This window comes from Streptomyces longwoodensis (genome assembly GCF_001514125.1).
Lineage (GTDB): Bacteria > Actinomycetota > Actinomycetes > Streptomycetales > Streptomycetaceae > Streptomyces > Streptomyces longwoodensis.
Genome location: NZ_KQ948550.1, coordinates 361,773 through 384,915, shown reverse-complemented (window position 1 = coordinate 384,915; position 23,143 = coordinate 361,773). Strand labels below are relative to the sequence as shown.

Annotated in this window: 17 protein-coding genes; 6 read left to right on the top strand and 11 right to left on the bottom strand. The window is 71.0% G+C overall.

What is annotated here, in order from left to right; translation table 11 throughout:
* Positions 1 to 105: 105 nt before the first annotated feature.
* On the top strand, positions 106 to 1,428 hold the full coding sequence (locus AQJ30_RS06650) for a hypothetical protein (RefSeq protein WP_169808463.1): 1,323 nt from the start codon (positions 106 to 108) through the stop codon (positions 1,426 to 1,428).
* 355 nt (positions 1,429 to 1,783) lie between these two features.
* On the opposite strand, the gene AQJ30_RS06645 is transcribed toward AQJ30_RS06650, so the two are convergent.
* The 4 genes from AQJ30_RS06645 to AQJ30_RS06630 form a co-directional block, all read right to left on the bottom strand.
* Positions 1,784 to 2,494 (bottom strand): peptidylprolyl isomerase, encoded by a 711-nt coding sequence (locus AQJ30_RS06645; protein ID WP_245726826.1) that lies wholly within the window; start codon positions 2,492 to 2,494, stop codon positions 1,784 to 1,786.
* 283 nt (positions 2,495 to 2,777) lie between these two features.
* Positions 2,778 to 3,950, bottom strand: coding sequence for a hypothetical protein (locus AQJ30_RS06640; protein ID WP_245726825.1), 1,173 nt, complete (start codon positions 3,948 to 3,950; stop codon positions 2,778 to 2,780).
* Between the two features lie 934 nt (positions 3,951 to 4,884).
* Complete coding sequence (locus tag AQJ30_RS06635) at positions 4,885 to 6,726, bottom strand: FG-GAP-like repeat-containing protein (RefSeq protein ID WP_067229842.1); 1,842 nt, start codon at positions 6,724 to 6,726, stop codon at positions 4,885 to 4,887.
* 66 nt (positions 6,727 to 6,792) lie between these two features.
* Positions 6,793 to 7,512 (bottom strand): hypothetical protein, encoded by a 720-nt coding sequence (locus AQJ30_RS06630; RefSeq protein WP_067229840.1) that lies wholly within the window; start codon positions 7,510 to 7,512, stop codon positions 6,793 to 6,795.
* Positions 7,513 to 7,831: 319 nt separating this feature from the next.
* Between AQJ30_RS06630 and AQJ30_RS06625 the strand changes: the two genes are divergently transcribed.
* Positions 7,832 to 8,926 carry a hypothetical protein gene (locus AQJ30_RS06625; protein ID WP_067229839.1) on the top strand — a complete coding sequence of 365 codons (1,095 nt, stop codon included), beginning with the start codon at positions 7,832 to 7,834 and terminating at the stop codon, positions 8,924 to 8,926.
* A 43-nt stretch (positions 8,927 to 8,969) separates the two neighbouring features.
* Positions 8,970 to 9,476 (top strand): hypothetical protein, encoded by a 507-nt coding sequence (locus AQJ30_RS06620; protein WP_067229837.1) that lies wholly within the window; start codon positions 8,970 to 8,972, stop codon positions 9,474 to 9,476.
* Between the two features lie 55 nt (positions 9,477 to 9,531).
* Here AQJ30_RS06620 and AQJ30_RS06615 read toward each other — a convergent pair whose 3' ends face one another.
* The gene (locus tag AQJ30_RS06615) at positions 9,532 to 11,058 is read right to left on the bottom strand and encodes an NHL domain-containing protein (RefSeq protein WP_067229835.1); all 1,527 of its coding nucleotides are present in this window, start codon (positions 11,056 to 11,058) and stop codon (positions 9,532 to 9,534) included.
* 305 nt (positions 11,059 to 11,363) lie between these two features.
* Entirely contained in the window at positions 11,364 to 11,660 is a 297-nt protein-coding gene (locus tag AQJ30_RS06610) for a PLP-dependent aminotransferase family protein (RefSeq protein ID WP_342671621.1), read from the bottom strand.
* 539 nt (positions 11,661 to 12,199) lie between these two features.
* Here AQJ30_RS06610 and AQJ30_RS36550 point away from each other — a divergent pair.
* A complete protein-coding gene (locus AQJ30_RS36550; RefSeq protein ID WP_245726853.1) occupies positions 12,200 to 12,781 on the top strand; it encodes a SidA/IucD/PvdA family monooxygenase in 582 nt (193 codons plus the stop codon).
* A gap of 37 nt (positions 12,782 to 12,818) precedes the next feature.
* On the opposite strand, the gene AQJ30_RS06595 is transcribed toward AQJ30_RS36550, so the two are convergent.
* From AQJ30_RS06595 to AQJ30_RS06575, 5 genes are all read right to left on the bottom strand, one after another.
* Positions 12,819 to 16,544: a terpene synthase family protein gene (locus AQJ30_RS06595; RefSeq protein WP_067229815.1), complete on the bottom strand. Its 3,726-nt coding sequence runs from the start codon at positions 16,542 to 16,544 to the stop codon at positions 12,819 to 12,821.
* 383 nt (positions 16,545 to 16,927) lie between these two features.
* A complete protein-coding gene (locus AQJ30_RS06590; protein ID WP_067229809.1) occupies positions 16,928 to 17,410 on the bottom strand; it encodes a GNAT family N-acetyltransferase in 483 nt (160 codons plus the stop codon).
* A 152-nt stretch (positions 17,411 to 17,562) separates the two neighbouring features.
* A complete protein-coding gene (locus AQJ30_RS06585; protein WP_067229807.1) occupies positions 17,563 to 18,780 on the bottom strand; it encodes a cellulose-binding domain-containing protein in 1,218 nt (405 codons plus the stop codon).
* Positions 18,781 to 18,908: 128 nt separating this feature from the next.
* Positions 18,909 to 20,300, bottom strand: a complete 1,392-nt coding sequence (locus AQJ30_RS06580) for a cellulase family glycosylhydrolase (protein ID WP_067229806.1) — start codon at positions 20,298 to 20,300, stop codon at positions 18,909 to 18,911.
* Between the two features lie 228 nt (positions 20,301 to 20,528).
* Entirely contained in the window at positions 20,529 to 20,903 is a 375-nt protein-coding gene (locus tag AQJ30_RS06575; protein ID WP_067229803.1) for a MerR family transcriptional regulator, read from the bottom strand.
* Positions 20,904 to 21,081: 178 nt separating this feature from the next.
* Here AQJ30_RS06575 and AQJ30_RS06570 point away from each other — a divergent pair, with 178 nt between their 5' ends.
* The gene (locus AQJ30_RS06570; RefSeq protein ID WP_107119498.1) at positions 21,082 to 22,068 is read left to right on the top strand and encodes an alpha/beta hydrolase family protein; all 987 of its coding nucleotides are present in this window, start codon (positions 21,082 to 21,084) and stop codon (positions 22,066 to 22,068) included.
* A gap of 375 nt (positions 22,069 to 22,443) precedes the next feature.
* Positions 22,444 to 23,070, top strand: coding sequence for an HD domain-containing protein (locus AQJ30_RS06565; protein WP_245726824.1), 627 nt, complete (start codon positions 22,444 to 22,446; stop codon positions 23,068 to 23,070).
* Positions 23,071 to 23,143: the final 73 nt, after the last annotated feature.

Here is a 23,143-nt window from a genome sequence, read left to right as displayed (position 1 = left end):
GTGTGAGCACCGGACAAGGACTGATCCAGGGGCTGCCTCGCAGAAGGTGCCGCACTTCGCAAAAATACCCGCGTCCTCGTCTGCGAGTCCTTCATGCTGACGGGCATGCACCCTCGTGACAGAGAGATATGGCTGGCGATCGACCAGGGCCTCCGGGCAATCGACTGGGAGGCATGGTTCGGTTGCCCGGAGGGCGCCGACTATCTCTCCCCCGCGGGTCACCAAGTGACCGCGCGCGCGGTGGCCGGCCTCACCGCGTTCTTCGACAGCCGCTGGCTGCCCAAGGCCGTGACCCCCTCCCCCACCTCGGGCAGGGCCAGCGACACCTTCGTCGGTCTGGGCCGGGCCGCACCAGTACTCCAAATCATGACCGGAGCCGAGCGGGGAGCATGGGTGGAGGCGGTCCGGTGGTGGGCCGCATGCGCCTACCTGGAAGAAGCCGGGGTGCCCGGCTTTGCCACGCTCAAGCGGGCTGCCCGCCGTGACGTCACGTTGTCCCGGTTTCTGCACACCCAGACGCAGGCACGTCTCGCGCTCATGGGGGCGACCCACGGACTCCCGGTCGAGCTGGAGCCAGCAAAAGCCAGCGGCGGCCCCGGCGACGTCCGTATTGGCCCGGTCTTCATCGAGGTCGTCACCTTCGCCGAGGACCAGAAGCTCCAGGACTACGAGAGGTTCCGCCAGAGCTGCCAAATGCACCTACTCACCCTGGACAGGGACCGCGACATCTATTGGGAAGGCGACCTTCCCGAACTCCTCAACGGCGACGCCTTCGAGACATGGAAGAAGCGGACCGAGGAGGCCGCCCAACAGTGCGCGGTCTCAGGAGCCGCAGTCGATGTCCTCAGCAGCGCCGGGAGGCGGCTGACCGTCCACCCCGGAACGGCTCCCCATGGCACCACCCTGACCGGGGACATCGTAGAGAGCGACCAGGGCAAGCGGCTCGTGGGCAAGGTACGGGGCAAATGCGCCAAGACACAAGGAGCGGGCACCGCGTGGATCTGGGTGGAGGACCATAGCGGCCTCTTCCACCTCCCGATGCCTTTCGCCGAGATGTCGCTCGTTGACAAGACCGACGCGCTCGCAGAACTGTTCGGGCCACTCCTGGGCGAGTACGTCCACGTCGCTGGGATTATCGTCTCGAACGCGGCCCGCCGACGCCTGCCGCTCCCGCTGGACGAGGACGCGCACCGCCCCGTCGCACAGGGGTTCCGACGGGGACTGCCCCTCGATCGGGTCCGCGAGACGATCGTGATCCCCCGAAGGATCCTTCTACCTGAACAGACGAACGTGATTGCCAGAATGTGCGATGCCGAAGGTGCCACGCTCGACTGGGCCCTAGGCAGGCTCGGTGTCCCCGGGGGTGTGACGTCATTGCTGGCTGACTCATCGACACCGCACTGGGTTTCCCCGTTGTGGACGCCGTGAGCCGGCCTCAACGGTAGATGCGGGTGGAGTCTTCACATCAAAGGACCAGGGCTATCGGGCGGAGTTAGTGACCCGGGATCCGTTCGATGAAGCAGAGGACTGTTGAGCGCGCGGCATTCCGGTCAGTCTGGGGGACGCTCACAAGGACGTCAGCAGCGATCGGCAGGTCCGGATTGGTGCTGACCAGTCGCTGAATGATGGCGAGGACCTGAGTGACGGACGCCCCTATAACGGAGGGTCGGTGGATACCGTCCTGACCAGGTTGAAGACCTCGCCGACGGCATATCGTTTGAGGCGTCAGATCACCGTGAGGCCAGGCACGTAGCTGGACCCATAGTGATCGCACCGCAGTTCATCAGGGCCGGCAGGACGGCCGGACGCTGAGCAGTTCGGTCCGCAGCACGGGCGTGCCGTCGACAGGCGCCGGGTCCTGAGTAGTTGGCTCGATTCCGCCAGCAGCGATCTTGTCGAGCGTCTTCAGGCCGGCGGCACCGACTGTGCCGAACACCGTGTAGTTCGGGCGCAGGGCGGAGTTGCCGTAGACGACGAAGAACTGCGAACCGTTCGTGTTCGGTCCGGCGTTGGCCATCGCCAGCAAACCGCGCCCGTAAAGGCGACGGGTACCGGTCGGATCGCTCGGTGCCGGCGGCAGGTCCACCGGCAGCTCGTCCTTGTACTCGTACCCCGGCCCGCCCTCACCAGTGTCGGTCGGGTCGCCGCACTGCAGGACCTTCAGCGTCGGATACGCCGTCAGCCGATGGCACACCGTGCGGTCGTAGAACCGGTGCCGCGCCAGGTGCAGGAAGCTCTGGATCGTGCACGGCGCCTTCGCCCGGTCCAGGCGCAGCGGGAGCGGGCCCTGGCTGGTCGGGACAGACATATCGACCGTGCCGTGACTGGGGGTGTGCCGCGGGTCAGGCGGCAGGGGAACCCGCCGCGCCGCCGGCTCATCCGGGGTCTGGGCGTACTGGCAAGGACCGTGCGTGGTTCGCGGCGGGGCATCGGAAGCGGAGGCGGTGGTGCTGCCCCCGGACACTACCAACGCTGCTGCCGCCAATGCGGTCATGAGAGCTCGGTTCATCCTGCACACCCTCCAGAAGATCGTCAGATTTCGGAGCGGTCGCAGTCTAAAGTGCGGCCCGGCGAGCAAGTACCCGTCCGCAAGCCACATCGGCCTCCCAGCCTTCGGCCCGCGACCGCAAGCCACTTCGTTCGAATGCGGCACAGCGTCGGCTGGCCGATCAGAGCGTCCACTCGGTGCACGACGGATGCCCCCCCCGAACCCGGTCGAGCGGCCTCCCCAGTGATCTCACCGGGGTGCCGCTGTCGGACTGACGGTGCCGCTGCCGTCATCTCGGGTCACTCCGGGGGAAGGCGTCGCCGGTCGGCCAGCGTTCCGGCAGACCGAGAGCGGTGTGGACGGAGCGTATCGCGGGCTGGCGCTCGACCTGGATCCCAACCAGTTGCGCGGTTGCCCAGCTAGGGAAGATGGGGGCAGGAAGCGAGGCGGGATCCGGGCTTTGCCAGAGAACGGGAGTGTTTTTCGTCCAGGTCCAGGGTGCCGGGTTATTCACGACGAGCACGCCGCTGACACGGCTGTGGGCATGGTCGTAGGTGGCACTCCAGTAGCCATCGGGCTTGCGGGTGAAAGTCGATCCGCTGTCGTAAGCGTACTCGACCGTACTCCCGTACAGCGCTCTCTCGATGTCCTCATCTTCGGGGAAGTCGGCTGCACGGCCTAGCGCCACTATGAATGGCAGGTCCAGGTCACCATACTTCCCACCCTTGTGTGTGACGGCGTGGAGCACTCGCTCCGATCCGTCCTCGACCGCCCATGCCGAGGGGTAGACACCGATTGTCCTGCTGGATGGATTGCCACGTTTGCCTGGGCTGCGGGGGATCGCTTGAAACGTGAGGCACCAGCCAGCCTCTTGCCAAGTGTGACTGGGAAGCGGCACCTTACGCTCATATTCGGCGATGACCTGGTCGGGGTCCAAGCTTGCAAGCCATCGCGTCAGCCCGGACTTTAGTCGTCTCTGCGGCGGCGTTGCCGTACCGGCGCTGTGCAGTTCGCATGATACGAAGAAGTTCGGACTCGGCAAGCGATCGATGGCATCGCTCAACTGCGGTGGGAGCGAGTAAGACCCAGCGTCACGCTTCTGAGCTTTCCAGATCGCCTCGATGACGAACTGCGCGTTGCCGCGTGTAACCAGGAAGTCGGGCTTATAGCCACCCGTTCCCGTCTGCCGCTCAACCTCCACGCTGCAACCGGAACCTAGCAACATCTCGTGCAGGTACAACTCCCACAGCGCAGAGTAGACGTTCGTGTCGGAGTTTCGGTCCCGCAGCCGGCTGAGCAGGCCGGGTCGAGCCTGGTCCGGGAAGCGCGACCACCATTCGTTGATCACGTCCCGAACCTGGTCCCAGAACGGACCGGCGACCCTCTCGAAGAACTCGGCCTGTGGCTCGGCCGCCCGCTTCGGCGCCGCATCCGTCCGATTCCGGCTCGCGTATACACCCATGACAGACGATCGTAGGTCGCTCCGCAGGCCCTTCTCATTCCATTTCCACTGCGTCCCGACGACCACAGGGCTGAACCGAGTCAGCCGTTCTCACCCTTCCGGGCCCCTGTTGAAGTGCCGACCTGAGGAAGTGCCCATAGGCCGGTTTAGCCTCCAACGGAGGCACAGGTGCGAGATGCGCGAGTGCTCGGACCAACACCGGCGGCCGCCCTACCGCCAACCGCGTTGACCATCACCTCGCTGCCGACGCGGACGCGGCGCCGCCAGTACAAGCACCAATCCGTCTTGACCAACTGAACGACGACGTCGCGCTGGAGCAAGCCGGCGGAGCGCCGTCGTATCACGTCCCCATCTTCGCAGCACGCCAGTCGGAGCAAGCCGACAGGTGTGCAGAAGCAAACAAGACGGCATGGTTCGTCGCGGGGAGTTCCGGGGTCACGTGCTGCGCATCGACCGTACGACGCTTGTCGTCGCCGCGTCCTTGATTCGGGTGCTACGAGAGAGGACAACCGAGTGCGACGCGCCAACGCCAGACGCTGCAACCCACTGCTTGCAAGTCCCCCCGGGCCGCGTCGACGGGGCTTTCGTCGAACGCCGCTCTCACACGCCTATCACCGACTGCGTCGGCTCACCCGGACCAGGTGGCCCTGACCTGGCATTACGTGCCCGTCATGGACTGCCCTGGACCCTCGTGGACGGCCCTTACAACCTGTGCCAGGTGGTGCCCAGTGAGGGACCCAGGATCAGCACCGGGGCGTCTTCCGGCCCGTCGAAGCGGTATTGCAGGGTGTTCGGGGGTGTCTCACTCACGCCCCAGACCTTCTCACGACTCGTGACCGCCCCTCCAACGAGGGTTGCGGCCGTACGGGGCCGGCCAGGCCGAACACCTCCCGGTCCGCGCACGGCGCCGTACGACCGCCCGGGCCCCCGGCCGCTACCGGGTCCGGAACCGGCGGAAGAGGTTGCGGGCCACGTACACCCCCGGGCCGCCGAAGCCGACGATGTCGACGCGTCCGTCGCCGGTGACGTCGGCGAGGAAGCGGGGGTGCCGGTCGACGCGCCAGGCGCCCGCGTCGTCGCCGTACCCGAAGCCGCGGCACACCAGTTGGGCCTGGTCGAACCTGCCGTCGCCGCGGTTGTGCGCCACCCAGACACCTTCGTCACCGAAGCCGACGACGTCCGGGGTGCCGTCGCCGGTGACGTCGGCGAGGAACCGGAGGTGCTTGCCGCCGGTCCAGCCCTGCGCCTGCCCGAAGTCGTTCAGGACGAGCTGCGAGGGCCCGAACGTGCCGTCACCGCGTCCCCGGGAGACGACGACGCCCTGCGGGCCGAACCCGACGACGTCCACCTCCCCGTCACCGGTGGTGCGGAGGAGGAACCGGGGGTGCTCCTGGACCGACTCCCACCCCTGGTCGGTCCCGAAGTCGTCGAGGACGTAGAGCGGTTCGGCGAAGGTGCCGTCCTCGTCCTGGAGCGAGACCCACACGCCGTCGTCGTGGCACCCGACGAGGTCGGCGCGTCCGTCGCCGGTGGTGTCGACGACGAAGCGGGGGTGCTTCTCCACGAGCCACCCGCCCGCCTTCTCGCCGGCGCCGAACGCCCGGAGGGCCGGTTCCCCGGGGAGCGGCGCGAACGTCCCCGCCTCGTCCTGGAGCGAGATCCACACGCCGTCGTCGTGGCAGCCGACGATGTCGCGCCGGCCGTCGCCGGTGGTGTCGACGAGGAACCGGGGGTGCCGGTCGGCGAGCCATCCGCCGGCCTGCTGGTCGTGGCCGAACGCCTTGACGGCGGGGGTGCCGCCCGCGGGCCGGAACGTCCCGCTGCCGTCCTGGGGGGACACGCGGACCCCGTCGGCGCTCAGCGTGACGGCGTCGGGCGTGCCGTCACCCGTCATGTCCACGAGCGCCCACAGGTCGGCCGGCTTCGGGGAGGGCGGGGGCTGGTGCAGGACGCGTTCGTCGTCGTCGAACGTGCCGTCGCCCCGGCCGGCCGCCGTCACCGCGCCCTTCGCGGGTTTGATCCCCACGATGTCCGCCCGGCCCGCGCCCGCGGTGTCGGCGAGGAAGCGCGCGCCGAGCCCGGCCCACCCACCCGGGCGTCCGTCGGGAGCGCGGCCGGTTGCGGCGCCGGCCCAGCCGCCGGCGCTCTGGTCGCTGCCGAAGCGTTCGAGGACGAGCAGCAGGTCGCTGAAGGACGGCGCCGCGCCGGGTGCCGGGCGCACCGCGGTCGTGCGAGCCAGGCGCCAGGACCGGCGGCCGTTCCAGTGGTCCAGCCGGTCCCAGCCGAGCACGAGGTCGCTGGTGCGCTCGGGTGCGACGGTGACGAACCGCCAGCGCTGGCTCGCCGCGTTCTCGTCGTACGCGCGCAGGACGACCCGGGAGCCGTCCGCTCCGGGGTCGGCGAGGTCGAGGACGGTGCCGTCGGTCGCGGTCTCGAGGAAGCAGAGGCCCGCCTCGCCCTGGACGGGGACGACGCGCCACTGCTGTGCCTTCTTCCCCGCGGCGGCGTTCGCCTGGCGCACGCCGCGGTCCGCGGCAGCGGGGTTCTCGAGCACCTTGCCACCGGCCGCGCCGCGGATCACGTGGACGGGGTCGTCGTCGGGTCGCCCGCCCGGTCCGGCGGGCACGGGCGTGAGCTGCCACGGTTCGGCGGGCGGGTCACCGTCGGAGAGGTCGCGGACGACGAGCGCTCCGCCCGGGCCGGCCTCGGCACACAGGGTCCTCCCCGTGGCGGCGTGGACGATGTGGAACGTCAGTTCTTCCATGGGCAGGGGCATGCTGGTGCCTCTTCCAGGCAGTGCGGGCGTCGGCCCGGAACGGGTGGGGGACGGTGGGGAACGCCCTCACGTGAAGACGTGGTGGTAGGGGACGTCCCACTCGCTGGGCAGGCGGGGGTAGAAGGTGTTGATGACCGTTCCGGTGAAGTCCCCACCCCAGTTGTAGGTGACGCGGACCTCGCTGTCGGCGGCCACCGCGTGGTCCTTGAAGCCCAGGATCGTGTCCGGGTGGGTGATCGGGACGAAGGTGATCCCGCCCCAGGGCGTCACCGTGACGATCCAGAGCTGTGTGTCCTCGAGGGCGCCGTTCTTCCCGCGCCACTTGTCGCCGACCTTGTCGGGCAGACCGACCTGGACGCCGTCGGCCGTGCTCTTGGGTGCCTCCTGGTGGACGGTGACGCGCCTGCGCCGAGGCTTGGGCGCACCGTCGTCACCGCGGCCGCCGTCGGCCGCCCCCGCGGCGGGGGGTTTCGGTGACACCTGTCCCGCGGCGCTCTCCAGGACGTACAGCGGACGCTGTCCGAAGAAGCCGGCCGGGGTGATGTACCAGAGGTGGCCCTTGGCCTCCTTGGTGGCCGGGTCGAGCGCGGTGGACAGCTTGACCCCCTTGTCGTGGCTCTCCTCCTTCAGCTCGACGGGCCGCAGGTAGCCGCCGTTGAAGGCGTGGACGAGCATGACCGGCCGGTTCTCGACCAGGGCCGCCACGATCGCGTTGTCGTAGCTGTTCACCGCCACCGGGCCGCCGACGACCAGATTGGACACCGTCGCGCGTTCTTGGGTGTACATCGCGAAACCTCACCTGTTCCTGTGGAGGACAAAGGCCTCACACGCTTGATACAGCGGGCTTTTCAAAGCTACTGAAGAATGCCCTCGCCGAAAAGTCTTCGATCGGGTGACGAAAAGCGGATCGAGGATCGAATTCTCGCCAGGCAAAGGCGATTTCCAGATATCGGTCACTCGAATGAGTGCTGTGCACAGGCGCGTATTCCGTAGCGTTATGCCGAGTGCTAAATTCGACTATCGAGGACATGGAACATTTCCATCCTCTTTCCACCTGCCTTTTCGGCCGGCGCCGCTCCGGCCGGAATTAGTCGAGGACGGGTAGATGCCTTCCACCGCGTACAGCCTGGTGGACGCCAAGCGTCAGCCGCTGACGAAGAAGAACCTCCGGGAACTCAACATCGAGCAGTCCTGGCAGTCGATCATGAACCACCCCAACCTGGTCTACGTCGACCCTTCGGGCGTGAAGCACAAGCCCGTCGGGTTCTCCGTGAACAAGTCGAGCTTCGGCAGTTTCACCGGGACCGCGTTCCAGCTCGGCTGGCTCGCCTACATGAATCTCGGGGAGCCGCTGATCGAGGTGCGGGGCGACATCGGCCAGCCCCCGCCCGACACCTTCTCCACCCGCTCCTACGTCAATCGCAGCCAGTCCGAGATGAGCTTCAGCGACTCGGTCGACTTCACCGTCTCGAACGGGGTGACGTGGTCGCTGCACGGGGACGCCAAGCTCACTTTCGGCGGCAGTGTCGGGGCCTCGCTGCAACTGCAGTTGCAGAACCAGCTGCGCCTGGACCTCCAGTCGCAGCTGCAGGCGTCCTGCCAGAACGGGACGGCGAACAAGAACGCGAACACCGTGACCAACAAGAACAGCAAGGACAGCGTCGGGGTCGACAACGCCAATACCACCGAGACGTCGGCGAGCAGCTCGGCGACGAATTCCTCGTCGAACGGGATGACCAATTCGGTGGGGTTCACGACCTCGGGCAGCGCCACCGGCAACGCGTCGCTCAACGCCCAGCTGGCCCTGGGCATCGCGGCCACCGTGGGTGGTTCCCTGAGTACCAGCTGGGCCTCCAAGTCGCAGATCTCCGGCAAGGTGCCGGCGAACTCCCGCGTGCAGACGATCGTCACGCAGCGGCGCACCCGCAAGCAGTACACGTACGAGATCCCGGTGACCTTCTCCGGACTGATCGCGGTGCAGTACGCCGTGCCGGTGACGGTGCTGTCTCCTCCGCAGCCCGGCACCTATCCCGGACTCAGCGGGCTGGTCGCCCGCGACATCGAGGACATCGACCTGACGCCGGGTGGCTTCCGCATGAAGGGACTCGCCGAGGTCGTCTCCGCCCTGGACGTCCACCACACGGTGCTTGACGTCGAAGCACTGACCGTCAGCCAGCAGACGCTCTACAAGCAGCCCTGACCGCGCGGCGGCGCCGCCATGACGACGACCAGAGGTGACGACCATGGTGTTCGACAACATCTTCAGCACCGCGGGCAAGGGCGCAGGGCTCTTCTCCGTGACCACCGACAGCGCCAAGCCCCAGCCGGGTGAGGGCGTCGACTTCGAGGACAGCGCCGACGACACGTACGACGACACGAGCACGAGCCTGTTCCACAACGCGATCCACGGCGCCTCCTCCCGCTCGAAGGTCGTGCAGGAGACGTCGCCCGAGGCACGGGCGGTCCTGGGTTTCCTCGGCTCCCTCATCCAGACCACCCAGACCTCCGCCGGAGCGCAGTCGCAGTACGCCCAGGACCCCGGCTCGGTCACCAAGGCGGCCTCCGCGGGCATGCGGGAGGCGAGTGCGACGGTGCAGGAGCACGGCGACCTCCAGAAGGACGAGGACCTGGCGAGCAGGCCGAAGAAGGACGACTTCACCAAGCCGCCCAGGACCCCGGACGCCCCCAAGGCCCCGGACGCCCCCAAGGCGCCCAAGGCGTCCGCGGAGAAGCCGTCCCGTTCCGAGTAGGGCCGCGGTCGCCCCGGAGGGGGCAGGGGCGAGGCCGCCCCTGCCCCCTCTCGCGCTATACGGGCAGCATCTGCCACTGGCGGCCCCCGTGGTCGCCCTCTGCCCGGTGCTGCTTGATGACCGTGCGGGCGTTGGTGTCGACCCGCAGCAGCAGACCACTGTGCCGGTTGGCGATCTCGTACACCCGCGCGGAGCCGTTCTGCGAGCCGACCGGGATCAGCCTCCAGTGCTGGTGGTGCGCGTCACCGCCCTCGTACGCACGCTGCGCGACCACCGCCCCCGCCCGCTGCTGCGCGTCGGCGACCTCCAGCACCTTGCCGCTGCGCACGTTCTCGATCCGGTACAGGACCTCACCGTCGTCCTGGCCCGAGGCGATGAGCCGCCACCGCTGGTGGTCCCTGGACGAGGCGAGCAGTTGGTGGATCTCCGCCCCGTCCCTGGCCGACTCCTGGTGCACGCCCATCCGCAGCCTGCTGCGGACGTTGGCCCAGGAGACCACGGTGCCCGACTCGGGCAGCCCGGACAGCTTCGCCGACGCGATCTTCCGGACGCGGTTGTTGGCGAAGTCGGCGATGTAGAGGGTGTCGACGCAGTCCACGGTGAGCGCGATCGGGTTGTTCAACTGGGTCGAGGCCGGCAGGCCGCCGTCACCGCTGAACCCTGCGGCGCCCGTGCCGGCCACCGTGCTGATCGTCCCGTCGGCCGAGACCTTGCGGACGCGGTGGTTGCCGTAGTCAGCGACGAAGAGGTCACCGGAGCTGTCCATCGCCAGCCCGGTCGGGCCGCTCAGCTTCGCCGAGGTGGCCGGACCGCCGTCACCACTGAACCCCGCGGCACCCGTGCCGGCCACGGTGCTGACGGTCCCGTCGGCGGAGACCTTGCGGACGCGCTGATTGCTGTAGTCGGCGATGAAGAGGTTGCCGGAGCCGTCCGTCATCACCGCGTGGGGGCCGTTGAGCTGGGCCGCAGCCGCCGGGCCGCCGTCACCCTTGTACGCCCCGGTCCCGTTGCCGACGACGGTGCTGATCGTCCCGTCAGGGGTCACCTTGCGGACCCGGTGGTTGTAGTAGTCGGAGAGGTACAGCGTGTCCGTGCTGTCCACCGCCACGCCGAACGGGCCGTTGAGCCGGGCAGCGGTGGCGGGTCCGCCGTCGCCGCCGAAGCCCGCGGCGCCCGTGCCGGCGACGGTGCTGATCGTCCCGTCAGGGGTGATCTTCCGGACCCGGTGGTTGCCGGCGTCGGCGATGTAGACAGCACCCGCGCTGTCCACCGCCACTTCGCGCGGCGAGTTCAACTGGGCCGAGGCGGCGGGCCCGTTGTCCCCACTGAACCCGGCGCGGCCGGTCCCGGCGACGTTGGTGATCTTCCCGTCGGTCGTGATCCTGCGGACCCGGTGACCGCTGAACTCGCACACGTAGACGGTGCCCGTGCTGTCCACCGCGACCCCGTACGGGCGGTTCAGCTGCGCCGCCCGGGCGCTGTCGTTGTCGCCCGTGGACCCGGCGACCCCGGTTCCTGCGACCGTTTTGATGGGAGGGGCTGAATCGTCGTGACCCGCGTCCGCTCCTTGAGGAGTGCTCATCGTCGTCCCTTCACCCGTACCGGACCGCCCGTACGGACGGTTGCCGCTCGGACCCCATTAGCCGTGGGGGCGGAAGGGCTTCGCCAGATCACTTTCGGGTGATTGCCGCGCAGCGGGGTGATGCGGACCCGAACCGACTCGACGGCCGACCCCGTCCGGCCTCCCAACTGGGCATCCCCCGTTCCTGGGGGGCGGCGCCCGGCGTGCGCCGCAGCCCCGCACGCCCCAGCGGACCCGGGCAACCGGGGCGCCCGCCCGGTGCGGGCCCGGCACCCAGCACCCGGAAGGACACCGCGCGGCTCCGGTCAGGCCGTCGGGCCCCGGGTACCGGCCACGGCCGCGACGGCCTCGTCGAGCACCGCGAGTCCCCGCTCCAGCTGCCCGTCCGTCACGGTGAGCGGCGGCAGCAGCTCGACCACCTCTCCCGCGAGACCCGCGGTCTCCACGAGGAGGCCCGCCCGGTACGCCGCGTCACAGACCTCCTGGGCCGCACCCGGGCGCTCCAGGGGCAGCCCCCAGGCCAGGCCCCGCCCGCGGGGAGCGGCGAGCCCGTGCCGGCGGGCCGTCCCGGTGAGGGAACGGCGCACCCGTTCGCCCAGCAGGGCCGTCCGGGCCTGGAGCGCGCCGTCGGACCAGAAGACCTCCAGGGCGCGGGTGGCGGTGACGAACGCCGGGTTGTACCCCCGGCGGACCGTCGGCGGCCGCGGAGTCCAGGGCCCGTACCAGCCGGGTGACCGCGCGCTCGTCGTCGTCGGCGGGGTCGTCGTAGGGCATCTGCACGGTGTGCGGCAGCGGGACGCCGGCCCCCGCGCGCTTGGCCGGGCTGGCGGTCACGGCGAGCGCGCCGAGCGTCATGCCGTGGAAGCCGCGCTCGAGGTAGCCGACGTCGCGCCGTAGTACCTGGACCGCGCCGCGCCACCCTGGACGGCGTCCGGGACGTCACGGTCCTCGGCTCGGGCCAGTCGGGCGGCGAGGTCTTCCTCGACCTCCTGCGCACCCGCGCCGGGTGACGGCACCCGGCTGCGCTGGCTCACCCGGACCCGCGCGTTCGCCCCGATGGAGTACTCCAAGCTCGGCCTGGAGCACTTCACCCCCGACTACACCCGCTGCTTCCACGCCCTGCCCGCGGCCGGGCGACCGCCTGGTCGCCGAGCAGTGGCAGCTGTACAGGGCGGCCAGCGCCGAGACCCTCGCCGAGATCCACGACCACCTCTACGAGCGCACCGTCGGACGGCCGGTCCACGCCGAGCCGGTCGAGATCGTCCCCGGTACAGCGGTGGTGGCGGCCACCGCCGCCCCGGACGGCACCGTCGAGCTGCGCTGCCGGCACGGCGACTCCGCGACCGGGAGCGTGGTCCGTACCGGCGCGGTGGTGCTCGCCACCGGGTACCGCGCGGTCCGGCCCCCGGTCCTCGAGCCGATCGCCCACCTGATCGACTGGGACGAGCAGGGCCGCCACCGCGTCGACCTGGACCACCGGGTCGCCACCCGGCCCGCCCTCACCGGCGGCCTCTACGTGCAGAACGCCGAGCTGCACACCCACGGCGTCGGCACACCCGACCTCGGCCTGGGGGCCCACCGGGCCGCCGTGATCCTCAACGCGATCGCCGGCCGCACCGTCCATCCGCTGCCCGCCCGCACCGCCTGGACCAGCTTCGCGCCGCCCGCCCCCGCCGTACGGCAACCGCGGGAGGGCGACGAAGCGCCGGCGGACGCCCAGTGACACGGTCCGCCCCCTGCGCGCACCCGGTGGTCGGTCCTCACCGCCCGACCGCCTGCGGAAAGGTGAACAGTTCCCCGGGGTCGCAGGCCGCCTTGACGCGTTGCATCCTCGGGTAGTTGTCGCCGTGGTAGGCCTCCTGCCAGTCGGTGAGTTCGGGGTCCATGCCGTTGGTGTAGCCACCGGTGCCGAGGTGCGGCCGCATCGTGGCGTGGACGTCGCGCAGCCAGTCCAGCCGGCGGTCGACGTGCGCGGGATCGGTGAACTCGTGCCAGTAGGAGTGGTACTGCACGACGCCCACGGCGGTCCGGTGCGGGAAGGCGGTCGCGCCCGGGAGCCGGTCGCCGACGGCGCCCCCGAGGGCGTCGATGAGCAGGCCGCTCGCCCCGCCCACGCCGGTGAAGCGGTGCGCCTGCTCGAGGGCCGCGGCCATGCCGGCCGCTGCCGCCGGGCCGAGCGGTTCCCGCACGATGTGCGACTTGGCCGCGAAGGCGACCCGGGCCCCCAGGGTGCCGCCTCCCCAGCGGTCCGCCTCGCAGGCAGCCCGCGAGTAGTCACAGGGGACGACCACGCGGCCGGTCTCCGCCCGGCCCACCGCGGCGGCCAGGTGGTCCAGCACCGGTTCGAGGGCACCGGGCGTCCCGAGGAAGGTTCCGGTCACCGTGGGCACGCCGGGTGCGCCGGAGTCGCTGAGCTGCTCGAAGGCGCAGGTGACCGAGCGGGGGGTCGCCGGGTCGGCGTTCCAGAGGGTCCAGCCCCGGATGACGGCGGCCGTGTCGGTGGTGGGCCAGCTGACCAGGAAGCGCGTGCAGCTGAGGTCGCGGATGTCCTCGGTGGCGAACTCCATGGCGGTGACGGCCCCGTAGTTGCCCCCGCCTCCCCCGCACAGGGCCCAGAACAGGTCGTCCCCGCCCGACGGCGAGTCGGCGCGCACGCGGCGGATGCGGCCGTCGGCGGTGACGATCTCGACCTCGCGCAGGTGGTCGCAGGCCAGGCCCCACGCCCGGGTGAACGCGGACAGCCCGCCGCCGAGGGTGACCCCGGCCAGACCGATCGTGGGGCACCGGCCGAGCGGCAGCCCGGCTCCGGCGGCGGCCAGTGCCTGGTGGGCCTGAAGCCCCTTGACGCCGGCTCCGAAAAGCGCCCGACCGCCGCCCACCGTGACGGAGTTCAGCGCACTGGTGTCGAGTACGAGCCCGGGGCCGGTGGAGTATCCGGCGTAGCTGTGCCCGCCGGAACGCAGCGCCAGCGGGACGCGGGTGGTCCGGGCGAAGTGCACGCACTCCACCACGTCGTGGACGTCGGCCGGGTAGGCGATCGCCTGCGGGCGGACGTGGTCGAAGCGCTGGTTGACCAGGAGGCGGGCCTGCTCGTAGGCGGCCTGCTCCGGCCGGAGCAGCACACCCCGCAGGCCGGCTTCCAGAGCTGACCAGTTCGTAGGGGACGGGGTGGCCGGGCCCGATGAGCGAGGTGGGCGGGACGAGCGGGGCGGTCCGGGGACCGTCCGGTCGGTGACGACGGCGGGCACCCGGGCGCTGCGCAGGGCGGACAGGGCGTGGATGTCGGTGAGCACCGGGTAGTCGAACGGCAGTGGGCGGGGGCCGACTTGATCGGGCGGCGAGGTGAAGCCGCCGTCGGCGTCCTGCTGCCGCAGCAGGTACGCGACCGCCCGGCTGACGGACAGCGGGTCACCGTGCCGTGCCAGGACCGGGATGGCCTGGGCGGTGGAGAGCACGTCGCTGTCGTCGTCCGGGAGGTGGCCCCACCCGCCGTCGGGGTTCTGCGTGTCCAGCAGCCGCGCCACGGACCGGGCGGTGGCGGCGGCGATCCGGGCGGCGAGTCCGGCGTCGGCTGCGGGGACCGCGTGCAGGGCGTCCAGCGCACGCAGAATGGCGCTGGACTCGCTGACCGTCCAGCTCCGCTCGAACGTCCCGTCGGTCTGCTGCGCGTTCAGCACGAACTCGAGCGCCCCGGCGAGGAGACGCCCGTGCCGCGCCGCCCGGGGAGCCAGCGCGAGGATCGCGCCGGCGGTCATGTCCAGGTCCGGCGGATCACCGCGCACCCAGGTGGGGAACCCGCCGTCCGGACCGGCGACACCGGTCAGGTACGTGGTCGCCCCGTCCAGCGCCTCGCGGTACCGGCCGGGGTCGGTGGCCTGCAGGAACTCCATGCACCGGGTGGTGGTGTCGACATCGGTCTGCCGCATGCCGCTGGCGAACGGCCAGCCTCCGTCGGAGGCCTGCCAGGACGCCACCAGGTCCGCCATCCGGCCGACGTACGGCGCCAGGTCGGCCTCTCCCGTGAACGCCAGGCCCGCCACGGCCGTCAGCCACAGGTCCTGGCTGTCCAGGAACGGCACGCCGTCGTCGCCGTTGACGGCGAGACACAACCGCAGCAGACCGTCCTCCAGGACCGGCGCGCCGGGCCGGGAGAGGCGCACCGCGTGCAGGCCGAGCAGCTGGGTGGTGGCGCTGGCCTCCCACAGCATCCTGGTGCGCCCGAGGGACAGGAGCGAGACCAGGCGGTCGCGCTCGGCGTCGGTGACCGTGTGCGGGCGGCCGCAGGCGTGCGCGTGGATGATCCGGGTCGAGAGCAGGTGGACGTCGGTGTAGGTGGTGATGCCTTCGGGCCCGGCGGGGGCCGGCATGTCGCTGTCGTCCAGAGCCGAGCCGCACAGCAGGTGCAGCACCGTCCTCAGCATGACGGACTTCAGGCGTCCGCGGCCGGCGGTGCCCCTGCTGACCGCGACGGAGAGGCCGGAGGCGATGTCCGGTGCGCGGTCGGCCGTAGCGGACGGGTCCAGACAGGCGTCGATCAGCAGGGCGTCGATCCCGCTCGCGCCGGGCCGGCGATGTGCGAGGAAGCGGGTGAGCCGTTCCTGCTCGCCGGGTTCGGCCCCCTGGTCGCGCAGCAGGGCCAGCAGCAGCGCGGTCTCCAGTACGCGGCTGTCGCACCGGTCGTCCACGTGGCCGGCCGGGTCGATGGCGACGGTCAGGTGCCGTACCAGTGCGCGGACGCCGCGGTCACGCCCTTCGGCGGTGGTGCCGGGTGCGGTGGCGTTGCGGTGGGTCTCCCGCTGCCAGGCGAGGGACCCGTCCCGCACCCGTCGGATCGGCGCGGCCCGCTCGCCGTGCGCGGCGCGGTCGAAGTCGTCCATGCGCTCGGCCAGCATGGCGCGGGCGCGGGCCGCTGCCTCGGACCGGCCGCACCGGTGGTGGCGGGCCAGTACGCCGACGAGGTTCTCGGTGCCCTCGTCCTCCTCCCGCGGCGCGGACCTCAGGTCGTTGGTCCAGGCGATGATGTCGGCGGCCGCGTCGCGCAGCCCGTCCAGTTCGGCCGCCGGGGGCAGGGCCCGCTCGACCAGGGCCAGCACGGGCAGCACCGTGATGGTGCGGCGGCGCAGCGCCAGGTACTCGTCGAGCTCCGTCCGCACGCCGCGGGCGCGCCGTTGCGTCTCGGTGCAGGTGGCGTCGGCGAAGTCCCGGTACAGCGCGCAGAAGCGGTGCCGCCAGCCCGGCCGGGCGGCGATCCTGGTGCGTTCCCACAGGTCGGCCAGCGCGCGCACCGCGGGTGGTGCCGACGCCGGGTACCGGGTTCCGTCCGCGCTGTCGAGCACGTCCACGAGCTGGTCGAGCACGGTGCGGACCTGGGCGGGTGACTGGCCGTGCCGGTCGAACCCGTCGTCGACCGACACGATGAAGGCGCTCCACTGCGCGAGCAGGGCCAGCTCCACCGGGCCGGCCAGGGGAGCCAGCCACCCGGCCATGCGCCCGTGCCCCGTCCGTGCCAGCCGTCGCGCCTCTCCCACGCCGGCGTCGATACCGTGCCGCGCCGCCCAGGACCTCACCTGCCGTTCGGCCTGGACCCAGTCGGGGCTGCACAGCGTGACCGCATCCCCGACCGGATGGTCACCGAGGCGGGGAGGGGGTGCTACTCGCTCGCGCATCTCCACATCCGTCCCGTCGCGTCACGGCCGGCGCCACTCACTCCATGGAAGACCCCCGGGGTGGGGCGGGGCCCTGCGGCAGCGGTAAACCACTCTTCCGTGCGATTCGTGAACCGTGAACCCTGAACCGAGCCACGCCTCGGCCACGCCGCCCGATCCTCACGCGACCCCGGTCTTTACGGGGCCGGAGGGCTTCACCACGCTCAAAGCACGCGGAACTCGAACTCGGGACGGTCCCACGGCACGGCGGGCGGGTTCGCGGGCGCGGTCCCGGTGCGCACGGCGCCCACGCGGTGGTAGAAGTCCTCGGCGGGCAGGTGCGACACGACCTTGACGTGGTCGAGTCCGGCGGCACGGGCCTCGGACAGCATGTGTGCCACGAGCAGCCGTCCGATCCCCAGCCCCTGCACGTCGTCGGCGACGAACAGCAGGTCGAGCTCCGGGGGCGCGAGGACGAGCGCGTAGAACCCGAGGACCCGCCCCTCGTGCTCGCCGCCCCCGACGGCCACGAAGACCCGGTGCGCCTCGATGTAGTCGGGCCCGACCCGGTAGCCCGCGACCGCGCTCGCGAACTGCCCCGCGTAGGCACCGGAGCCCCGCACGAGCCGGGTGAGCCGCTTGGCGTCTTTCGCGACGGCCCGCCGGATGGTGATCTGCGGGCTGGTCGGGGAAGTGCGCCTGCTCATCGGAGAAGTATGACGCAGTACGGGTGTCCCTTCACGGCGGGCGGACGCCGCGAAGGAGCCGGCCCGCGGTCGGGCCGGCTCCCCCTGCCGGTGGTCGGCCGGCTTCCCCCGGCTGCGGTCGGACCGGCTCCTTCCTGCTGGTGGCCGACCGGTCAGCAGCCGATCGGTGACGAGCCGACCGCCACGTCGTCGAACCACAGCGTGTCGTCGCCCGTGCCGTAGCTCTCCCAGCCCAGGCGCAGGGCGGTCGGGCGGGGCGGGGTGGTGCGGGCCAGCCACTGCTGGTCGACGTCCTGGGTGGGGACGCCGTCGGCGTGCAGGCCCGGGACCTGTTCGTCGCCGAGCCAGGTGTCGAGCTTGGGCGCGGACGTGTCGATCGCGAACCGCAGGCACTGCCAACTCCCCGTCGGCAGCGGCCTGCTGAGGGCCACGCCGGTCGGGCTCTGCGCGGGCAGGGTGGCGTCGTCGGTCTCCCGGTTCCACTGCAGGGCGCCGTTCTGGCCGCCGACGCGCAGGCTCCGCCCGCCCTGCGAGGAGTCGGGCATGGAGACGAACGTGACGTGGGCCGCGGGCAGCGCGGTGGTGTGCCGTACCCACATGCGTACGTACATCACCGGGCCGACGGAGGACAGGTCGGCGGTGGCGGCGACGAAGGCGTGGTTGCAGTAGCCGGCCCTGCCGTCGACCCGCAGCGACTTGCCCCCGCCGTGCGCGACCGCGGTGTCCACGGTGGCCGTGCCCGTGCCCTGGCAGTCGGGCGCGGTGGAGCGCCAGGCCCCGGACGGGGTGGAGCCGGTCTGGTCCTCGAAGCCCGAGCAGATCACGGCCGCACCGCAGTCGGCACTCGGCGGCGGGGTGGTGGGCGGCGGTGTGCTCGGGGGCGGGGTGGTCGGCGGCTGCGAGGTCGGGGGCGCGGTGGTCGGCGGCGGGGTGCCGGTGCCACCGCAGGACACGCCGTTGAGGGCGAAGTCGACCGGTGCCGGGGCGGACGAGCGCCAGGTGCCCTGGAGGCCGAAATCGGCGGTGCCGCCCGTGGCCAGGGCGCCGTTCCAGTTGGTGTTCACGGCGACGACGGAGCTGCCGGTCTGGGTGACGGTGGCGTTCCACGCCGAGGTCACCTGCTGGTCACCGGCGTACGTCCACGTCAGGCGCCAACTCGTCACGGCGGGACCGAGGTTGGTGACCTTGAGCTGGGCGGTGTAGCCGCCGGTCCACTGGTTCACGGTGTAGTCGACCCGGCAGCCGGACTCGGCGCCGCTGGCCGACAGGACGGTGAAGCCGGACGCGAGGAGCGCGGCGGCCGTGAGGAACGCCGCGGCCGTCCAAGGGCGGCGCGGGCGGCGCAGTAAGCGCCGGAGAAGGGTACGCATGCATACCTCCGGTGGGGCGAAGGGGCGGGCGGGAGCGCCCCCTTCTCTTGGGAGCGCTCCCAGTGGGGTGGTGCGTCCGTACGCCGGTGCGTGAGCGCGTCGTACGGGTCGTCCGGTGTGCGGGCGAGTCAGCTGGTCGGGAAGGTGTCGGCGGTGCTGATCCGGCTCTTGACCAGCGCACCGGACTCCGTCAGCACACCGCTGCTGCTGTAGTCGCCGCCGTCGCAGGTGCCCGGCTTGAAGGCCGCGCTGCTCTCATTGGCGTCGGAGTACGTCCAGTTGGCGTAGCTGATCTTCAACTGGTCGAGCAGGTCCAGCCAGGCCGTGGTGCTCGACCGGTCGAGCGACCCGCCGCCCGTGGCGCTCACCGTGCCGAACTCGGTGACGAACAGCGGCAGTTTGGCCGCCGCCCGGCTCACCGTGGCGCGGTAGTTGTCCTTGTGGCTCGCGGCGTAGAAGTGGAACGCGTACATGATGTTGGACGCGTTCACCGGGTTGTTCACGACCTCGGCCTCGCTGGAGCCGTCCGAGACGCCCAGCGAGGACCAGCCGCGGGTGCCGACGATGACGACGGCGTCCGGGTCGGCGGCCCGGATGACTGGGATGACCTGCTCGGCGTAGCTCTTGATGGCCGTCCAGCTCACGCCGTTGGGCTCGTTGGCGATCTCGTAGATGACGTTCTTCTTGGCGGCGTTGCGGGCGGCGACGGACGCGAAGAAGGTCTTGGCGCGGTCGATGTTGTAGTTCGGGTCGCCCGGGGTGAGGGTGTGGAAGTCGATCAGCGCATACATCCCGCGGGCCTCGGCCATGTCGACGTAGCTGTTGACGCGGCTGGTGAAGCCGGCCGGGTCGGTCTCGTAGCCCTGCTCCTGCACGTACATGGCGATGCGCAGCAGGTCCGCCTTCCAGTCGGTCGCCAGGGCGTCCAGGGAGGCGCTGTTGTAGCACTTGCTGAACCACTGGATGCCGTGGGTGCTCATGCCGCGCAGCTGGATGGGGCGGTTGTACTGGTTGCACAGGTTGACGCCGCAGACCTTGAGCTGTCCGTTGACGCCCACGGGGGTGCCGGTGCCCGGGTTGCCGGGGGTGCCCGGGTCGGTCGGGGTGTCGCCGCCGACGGTGCCCGTGCAGGCCACGCCGTTCAGCGTGAACGCGGCGGGCTTGGGGTTGCTGCCCGTGAAGGTGCCGGTGAAGCCCAGGTCGGCGCTGCCGCCGGTGGCCAGCGCGCGGTTCCAGTCGACGTTGGTGGCGCTGACCGTGGAACCCGACTGCGACCAGGTGCCGTTCCACCCCTGGGTGACCTTCTGACCGCCGTCCGGCCAGGTCCACTTGAGCGTCCAGCCGCTGACCGGGTCGCCCAGGTTGGTGACCTTCACCCCGGCCTGGAAGCCGCCCTGCCACTGGCTGGTGACCGTGTAGTCGACCTTGCAGCCGGTGGCGGCCACCGCCTGGGGGCCGGCCAGGGTCATCAGACCCAGGGCCGTCGCGCAGGTGGCCAGGAGGGCCAAAGTGCGTTTCAACGTTCCTCCTCGTGCTCGTGCGAAGCGAAGCGAACCGGAGAGATCACGGCGGGAGCGGAATGGGAGCGCTCCCAAAAGGCCGTCGGCCCGAGAACGTACACCGGTGTGCCGATCGCGTACAGGGATTGGACCGTCGAACGGTTTCGACTTCTTGCGAGCGCTGCCGGTGCGCGCGGCGTGGTGGGGTCAGCTCTCGATGCGGTGCGGTCAACTACCCGTGCGGTGCGATCAGTTCGCGGTGCGGCAGGGGCGGCCGGTGAGCAGGGTGTCCGTGGCGCCGCCGATGACGGACTGGAGGCGGTCGCGCGTGGCGGTCAGCTCGGCGATCTGCGCGTCGATGCGGTCGCGTTCGGCGGCGAGGCGGGCGAGGAGTTCGGGGGTGGCGAGGCCGTCGACGACGCAGGGCAGGAGCGCGACGATGGTCCTGCTGGACAGGCCGGCGGCGTACAACTGCTGGATGACCCGCACCTGTTCGACGGCGGCCTCGGGGTAGTGGCGCTGGCCGCTGGGGCTGCGGTCGGGCGTCAGCAGGTGCTGCTCCTCGTAGTACCGCAGGGCCCGAACGCTCACGCCCGCCCTGGCGGCCAGCTCACCGATCCGCACGGGTCCCTCCTCGCCGGGACGCCCCCTGCCCTTGCCCCTCACGTCGACGTGAGGTTTTAGCGTACCCGGGCACGGGCGAACCGGACGTCCGCCGTCCACGTTCCGCCCTCCGCCTTCCGCCTTCCGCCGTCGCACCATCCCGCGCCGCACCGTACGAACGACACGAGGAACGAAGCTCATGACCACTCCCGAGCCCGAGGCCGCAGAAGCACCTGTCGGGCACGACCACGACGCCTTGGTCGCCGCCCTGGCCTCTCCCCCCGCCACGCCGATCGTCTCGGTCAAGCCGGTCGTGCTGCCCTCCGCGTCGCGGGGCACGGACCTGCACGTGCGCGTGTCCGCTCCGGTCACCGGCCAGGACCTGCCGGTCATCCTGTTCGCGCACGGGTTCGGCTCGAACCTTGACGGCTACGCGCCCCTGACCGACCACTGGGCCGCCCATGGGTGCGCCGTCGTCCAGGCCACCCACCTGGACTCCCGGAGGGTGGGCCTCGCCGCGGACGATCCGCGCAGGCCCCGGATGTGGCGCCACCGGGTCGAGGACCTGAAGCGGCTGCTGGACGAGCTCGACGCCCTCGAAGCGGCCGTACCGGGACTGGCCGGGCGGCTGGACCGCGGTCGCGTCGCCGTCGCCGGGCACTCCTTCGGCGGCCAGACCGCCGCGATCCTGCTGGGCCTACGCGTCACCGACCCGCTGACCGGAGTCGCCGAGGACCTGTCCGACCCGCGCGTAATGGCGGGGGTGCTGCTGGCCACGGCGGGGGCGGGCGGGGACCACCTGACGCCCTTCGCGCACGCCCAGCTGCCCTGGCTGCGCGAGCAGGACTTCTCCCGCCTCACCGCACCCGCCCTGGTGGTCGCCGGGGACGAGGACGACCTGCCGCTGACGACCCGGGGACCCGAATGGACCACCGATCCCTACACCTTGAGCCCCGGCGACAAGAGCCTGCTCACCCTTTTCGGGGCGCAGCACTTCCTGGGTGGCATCTCCGGTTACGACGCGGCCGAGACCACCGACGAGAACCCCGCGCGCGTCGCCCTGGTCCGGCACGTCACCCTGGCCTACGTGCGTCACGCCCTGGGCATCGACAGCACCGCCTGGAACGCGGCCCGAGCCGTCCTCGGGGACGGCCGCCACCCGTTGGGTCGGCTGACATCCAAGTGAGCCGGCAATTCGACGGGGTGAATGCTCCGAGCGCCACGAACGCTCCCTGGCGAGAATCCGGAGCTTCTTGGCATTTGCTCCTCTGTTTGCGTTCGTACGCCGCTCATAGGCTCCCGGCGTTCCACGAGGTGAGCGACGACGAAGAGGAACCCAATGCACGAGGTGAGCAAGGGACATGACGGCGACGACATCACTCGGCGTACGGCGCTGAGGCGAGGTGCCGGCGTGGCGGTGGCCGGAGCGGCCTTCACCGTGGCCTCCGCGCAGGTCGGTTCCGCCGTGGCCGCGGATGCGGATGCGGATGCGGATGCGGGCGTACGGGGGGACAGGGCCCCGGAGGCGTCGTGGTCGGGAGCCGGCCACCTGCCTCGGTCGGTGGGGGGAATCCGCATCCCCGGCAGCCGACTGGCCCGGGACGCAGCCGAGTTCGCCCGCGAGGCGTCGTCCGAGACACTCTTCAACCACGTCATGCGGTCCTACCTGTTCGGCTGTGCGCTGTTGGACCGGCGGGGTGTTCCCTACGACCGTGAACTCGCCTTCGTCGCGGCGGTGCTGCACGACCTCGGCCTGGTCGAGGCCCATCGGACTCCGGCCGAACGCTTCGAAGTCGACGGTGCGGATGCCGCGCGCCGCTTCCTGGTGGAACGCCGTGTTCCGGCCGAGCGGGCGGACGTGGTGTGGGACGCGATCGCGCTGCACACCAGCACCGGTATCGCCACCAGGAAACGGCCCGAGATCGCGATGGTCTCCCTGGGTTCCGGGCTCGACTTCTCCGGCAACGACCTCCAGCAGATCCCGTCCGGTACGCGCGAGGAAATCCTCGCCGCGTTCCCGAGGAAGGGGTTCAAACAGGACGCGCTCTCCACCATCCTGTCGCTGTGCCGCACCAAGCCCCTGTCGACCCTGATGCACCCCTTCGCGGAGGTCGGCCGCCGTCACATCCCGGGGTTCCCGGTCCCCACGGCGGAGGACCTGCTGCTCGGGGCGCCGTTCGCGGATTGAGAAGTCATCTCATGAACCGAGGTGTTGGTACGCCAGTAGGCACGTGATCAGCAGCACCGGACACGTTCTCGCC

What these genes read in the sequence shown, in the direction of transcription:
- AQJ30_RS06650 (WP_169808463.1), top strand. Translation starts at nt 106, where the DNA reads ATGCACCCTCGTGACAGAGAGATATGGCTGGCGATCGACCAGGGCCTC.
- AQJ30_RS06645 (WP_245726826.1), bottom strand. Translation starts at nt 2,494, where the DNA reads ATGACCGCATTGGCGGCAGCAGCGTTGGTAGTGTCCGGGGGCAGCACC.
- AQJ30_RS06640 (WP_245726825.1), bottom strand. Translation starts at nt 3,950, where the DNA reads ATGGGTGTATACGCGAGCCGGAATCGGACGGATGCGGCGCCGAAGCGG.
- AQJ30_RS06635 (WP_067229842.1), bottom strand. Translation starts at nt 6,726, where the DNA reads ATGCCCCTGCCCATGGAAGAACTGACGTTCCACATCGTCCACGCCGCC.
- AQJ30_RS06630 (WP_067229840.1), bottom strand. Translation starts at nt 7,512, where the DNA reads ATGTACACCCAAGAACGCGCGACGGTGTCCAATCTGGTCGTCGGCGGC.
- AQJ30_RS06625 (WP_067229839.1), top strand. Translation starts at nt 7,832, where the DNA reads ATGCCTTCCACCGCGTACAGCCTGGTGGACGCCAAGCGTCAGCCGCTG.
- AQJ30_RS06620 (WP_067229837.1), top strand. Translation starts at nt 8,970, where the DNA reads ATGGTGTTCGACAACATCTTCAGCACCGCGGGCAAGGGCGCAGGGCTC.
- AQJ30_RS06615 (WP_067229835.1), bottom strand. Translation starts at nt 11,058, where the DNA reads ATGAGCACTCCTCAAGGAGCGGACGCGGGTCACGACGATTCAGCCCCT.
- AQJ30_RS06595 (WP_067229815.1), bottom strand. Translation starts at nt 16,544, where the DNA reads ATGGCCGGGTGGCTGGCTCCCCTGGCCGGCCCGGTGGAGCTGGCCCTG.
- AQJ30_RS06590 (WP_067229809.1), bottom strand. Translation starts at nt 17,410, where the DNA reads ATGAGCAGGCGCACTTCCCCGACCAGCCCGCAGATCACCATCCGGCGG.
- AQJ30_RS06585 (WP_067229807.1), bottom strand. Translation starts at nt 18,780, where the DNA reads ATGCGTACCCTTCTCCGGCGCTTACTGCGCCGCCCGCGCCGCCCTTGG.
- AQJ30_RS06570 (WP_107119498.1), top strand. Translation starts at nt 21,082, where the DNA reads ATGACCACTCCCGAGCCCGAGGCCGCAGAAGCACCTGTCGGGCACGAC.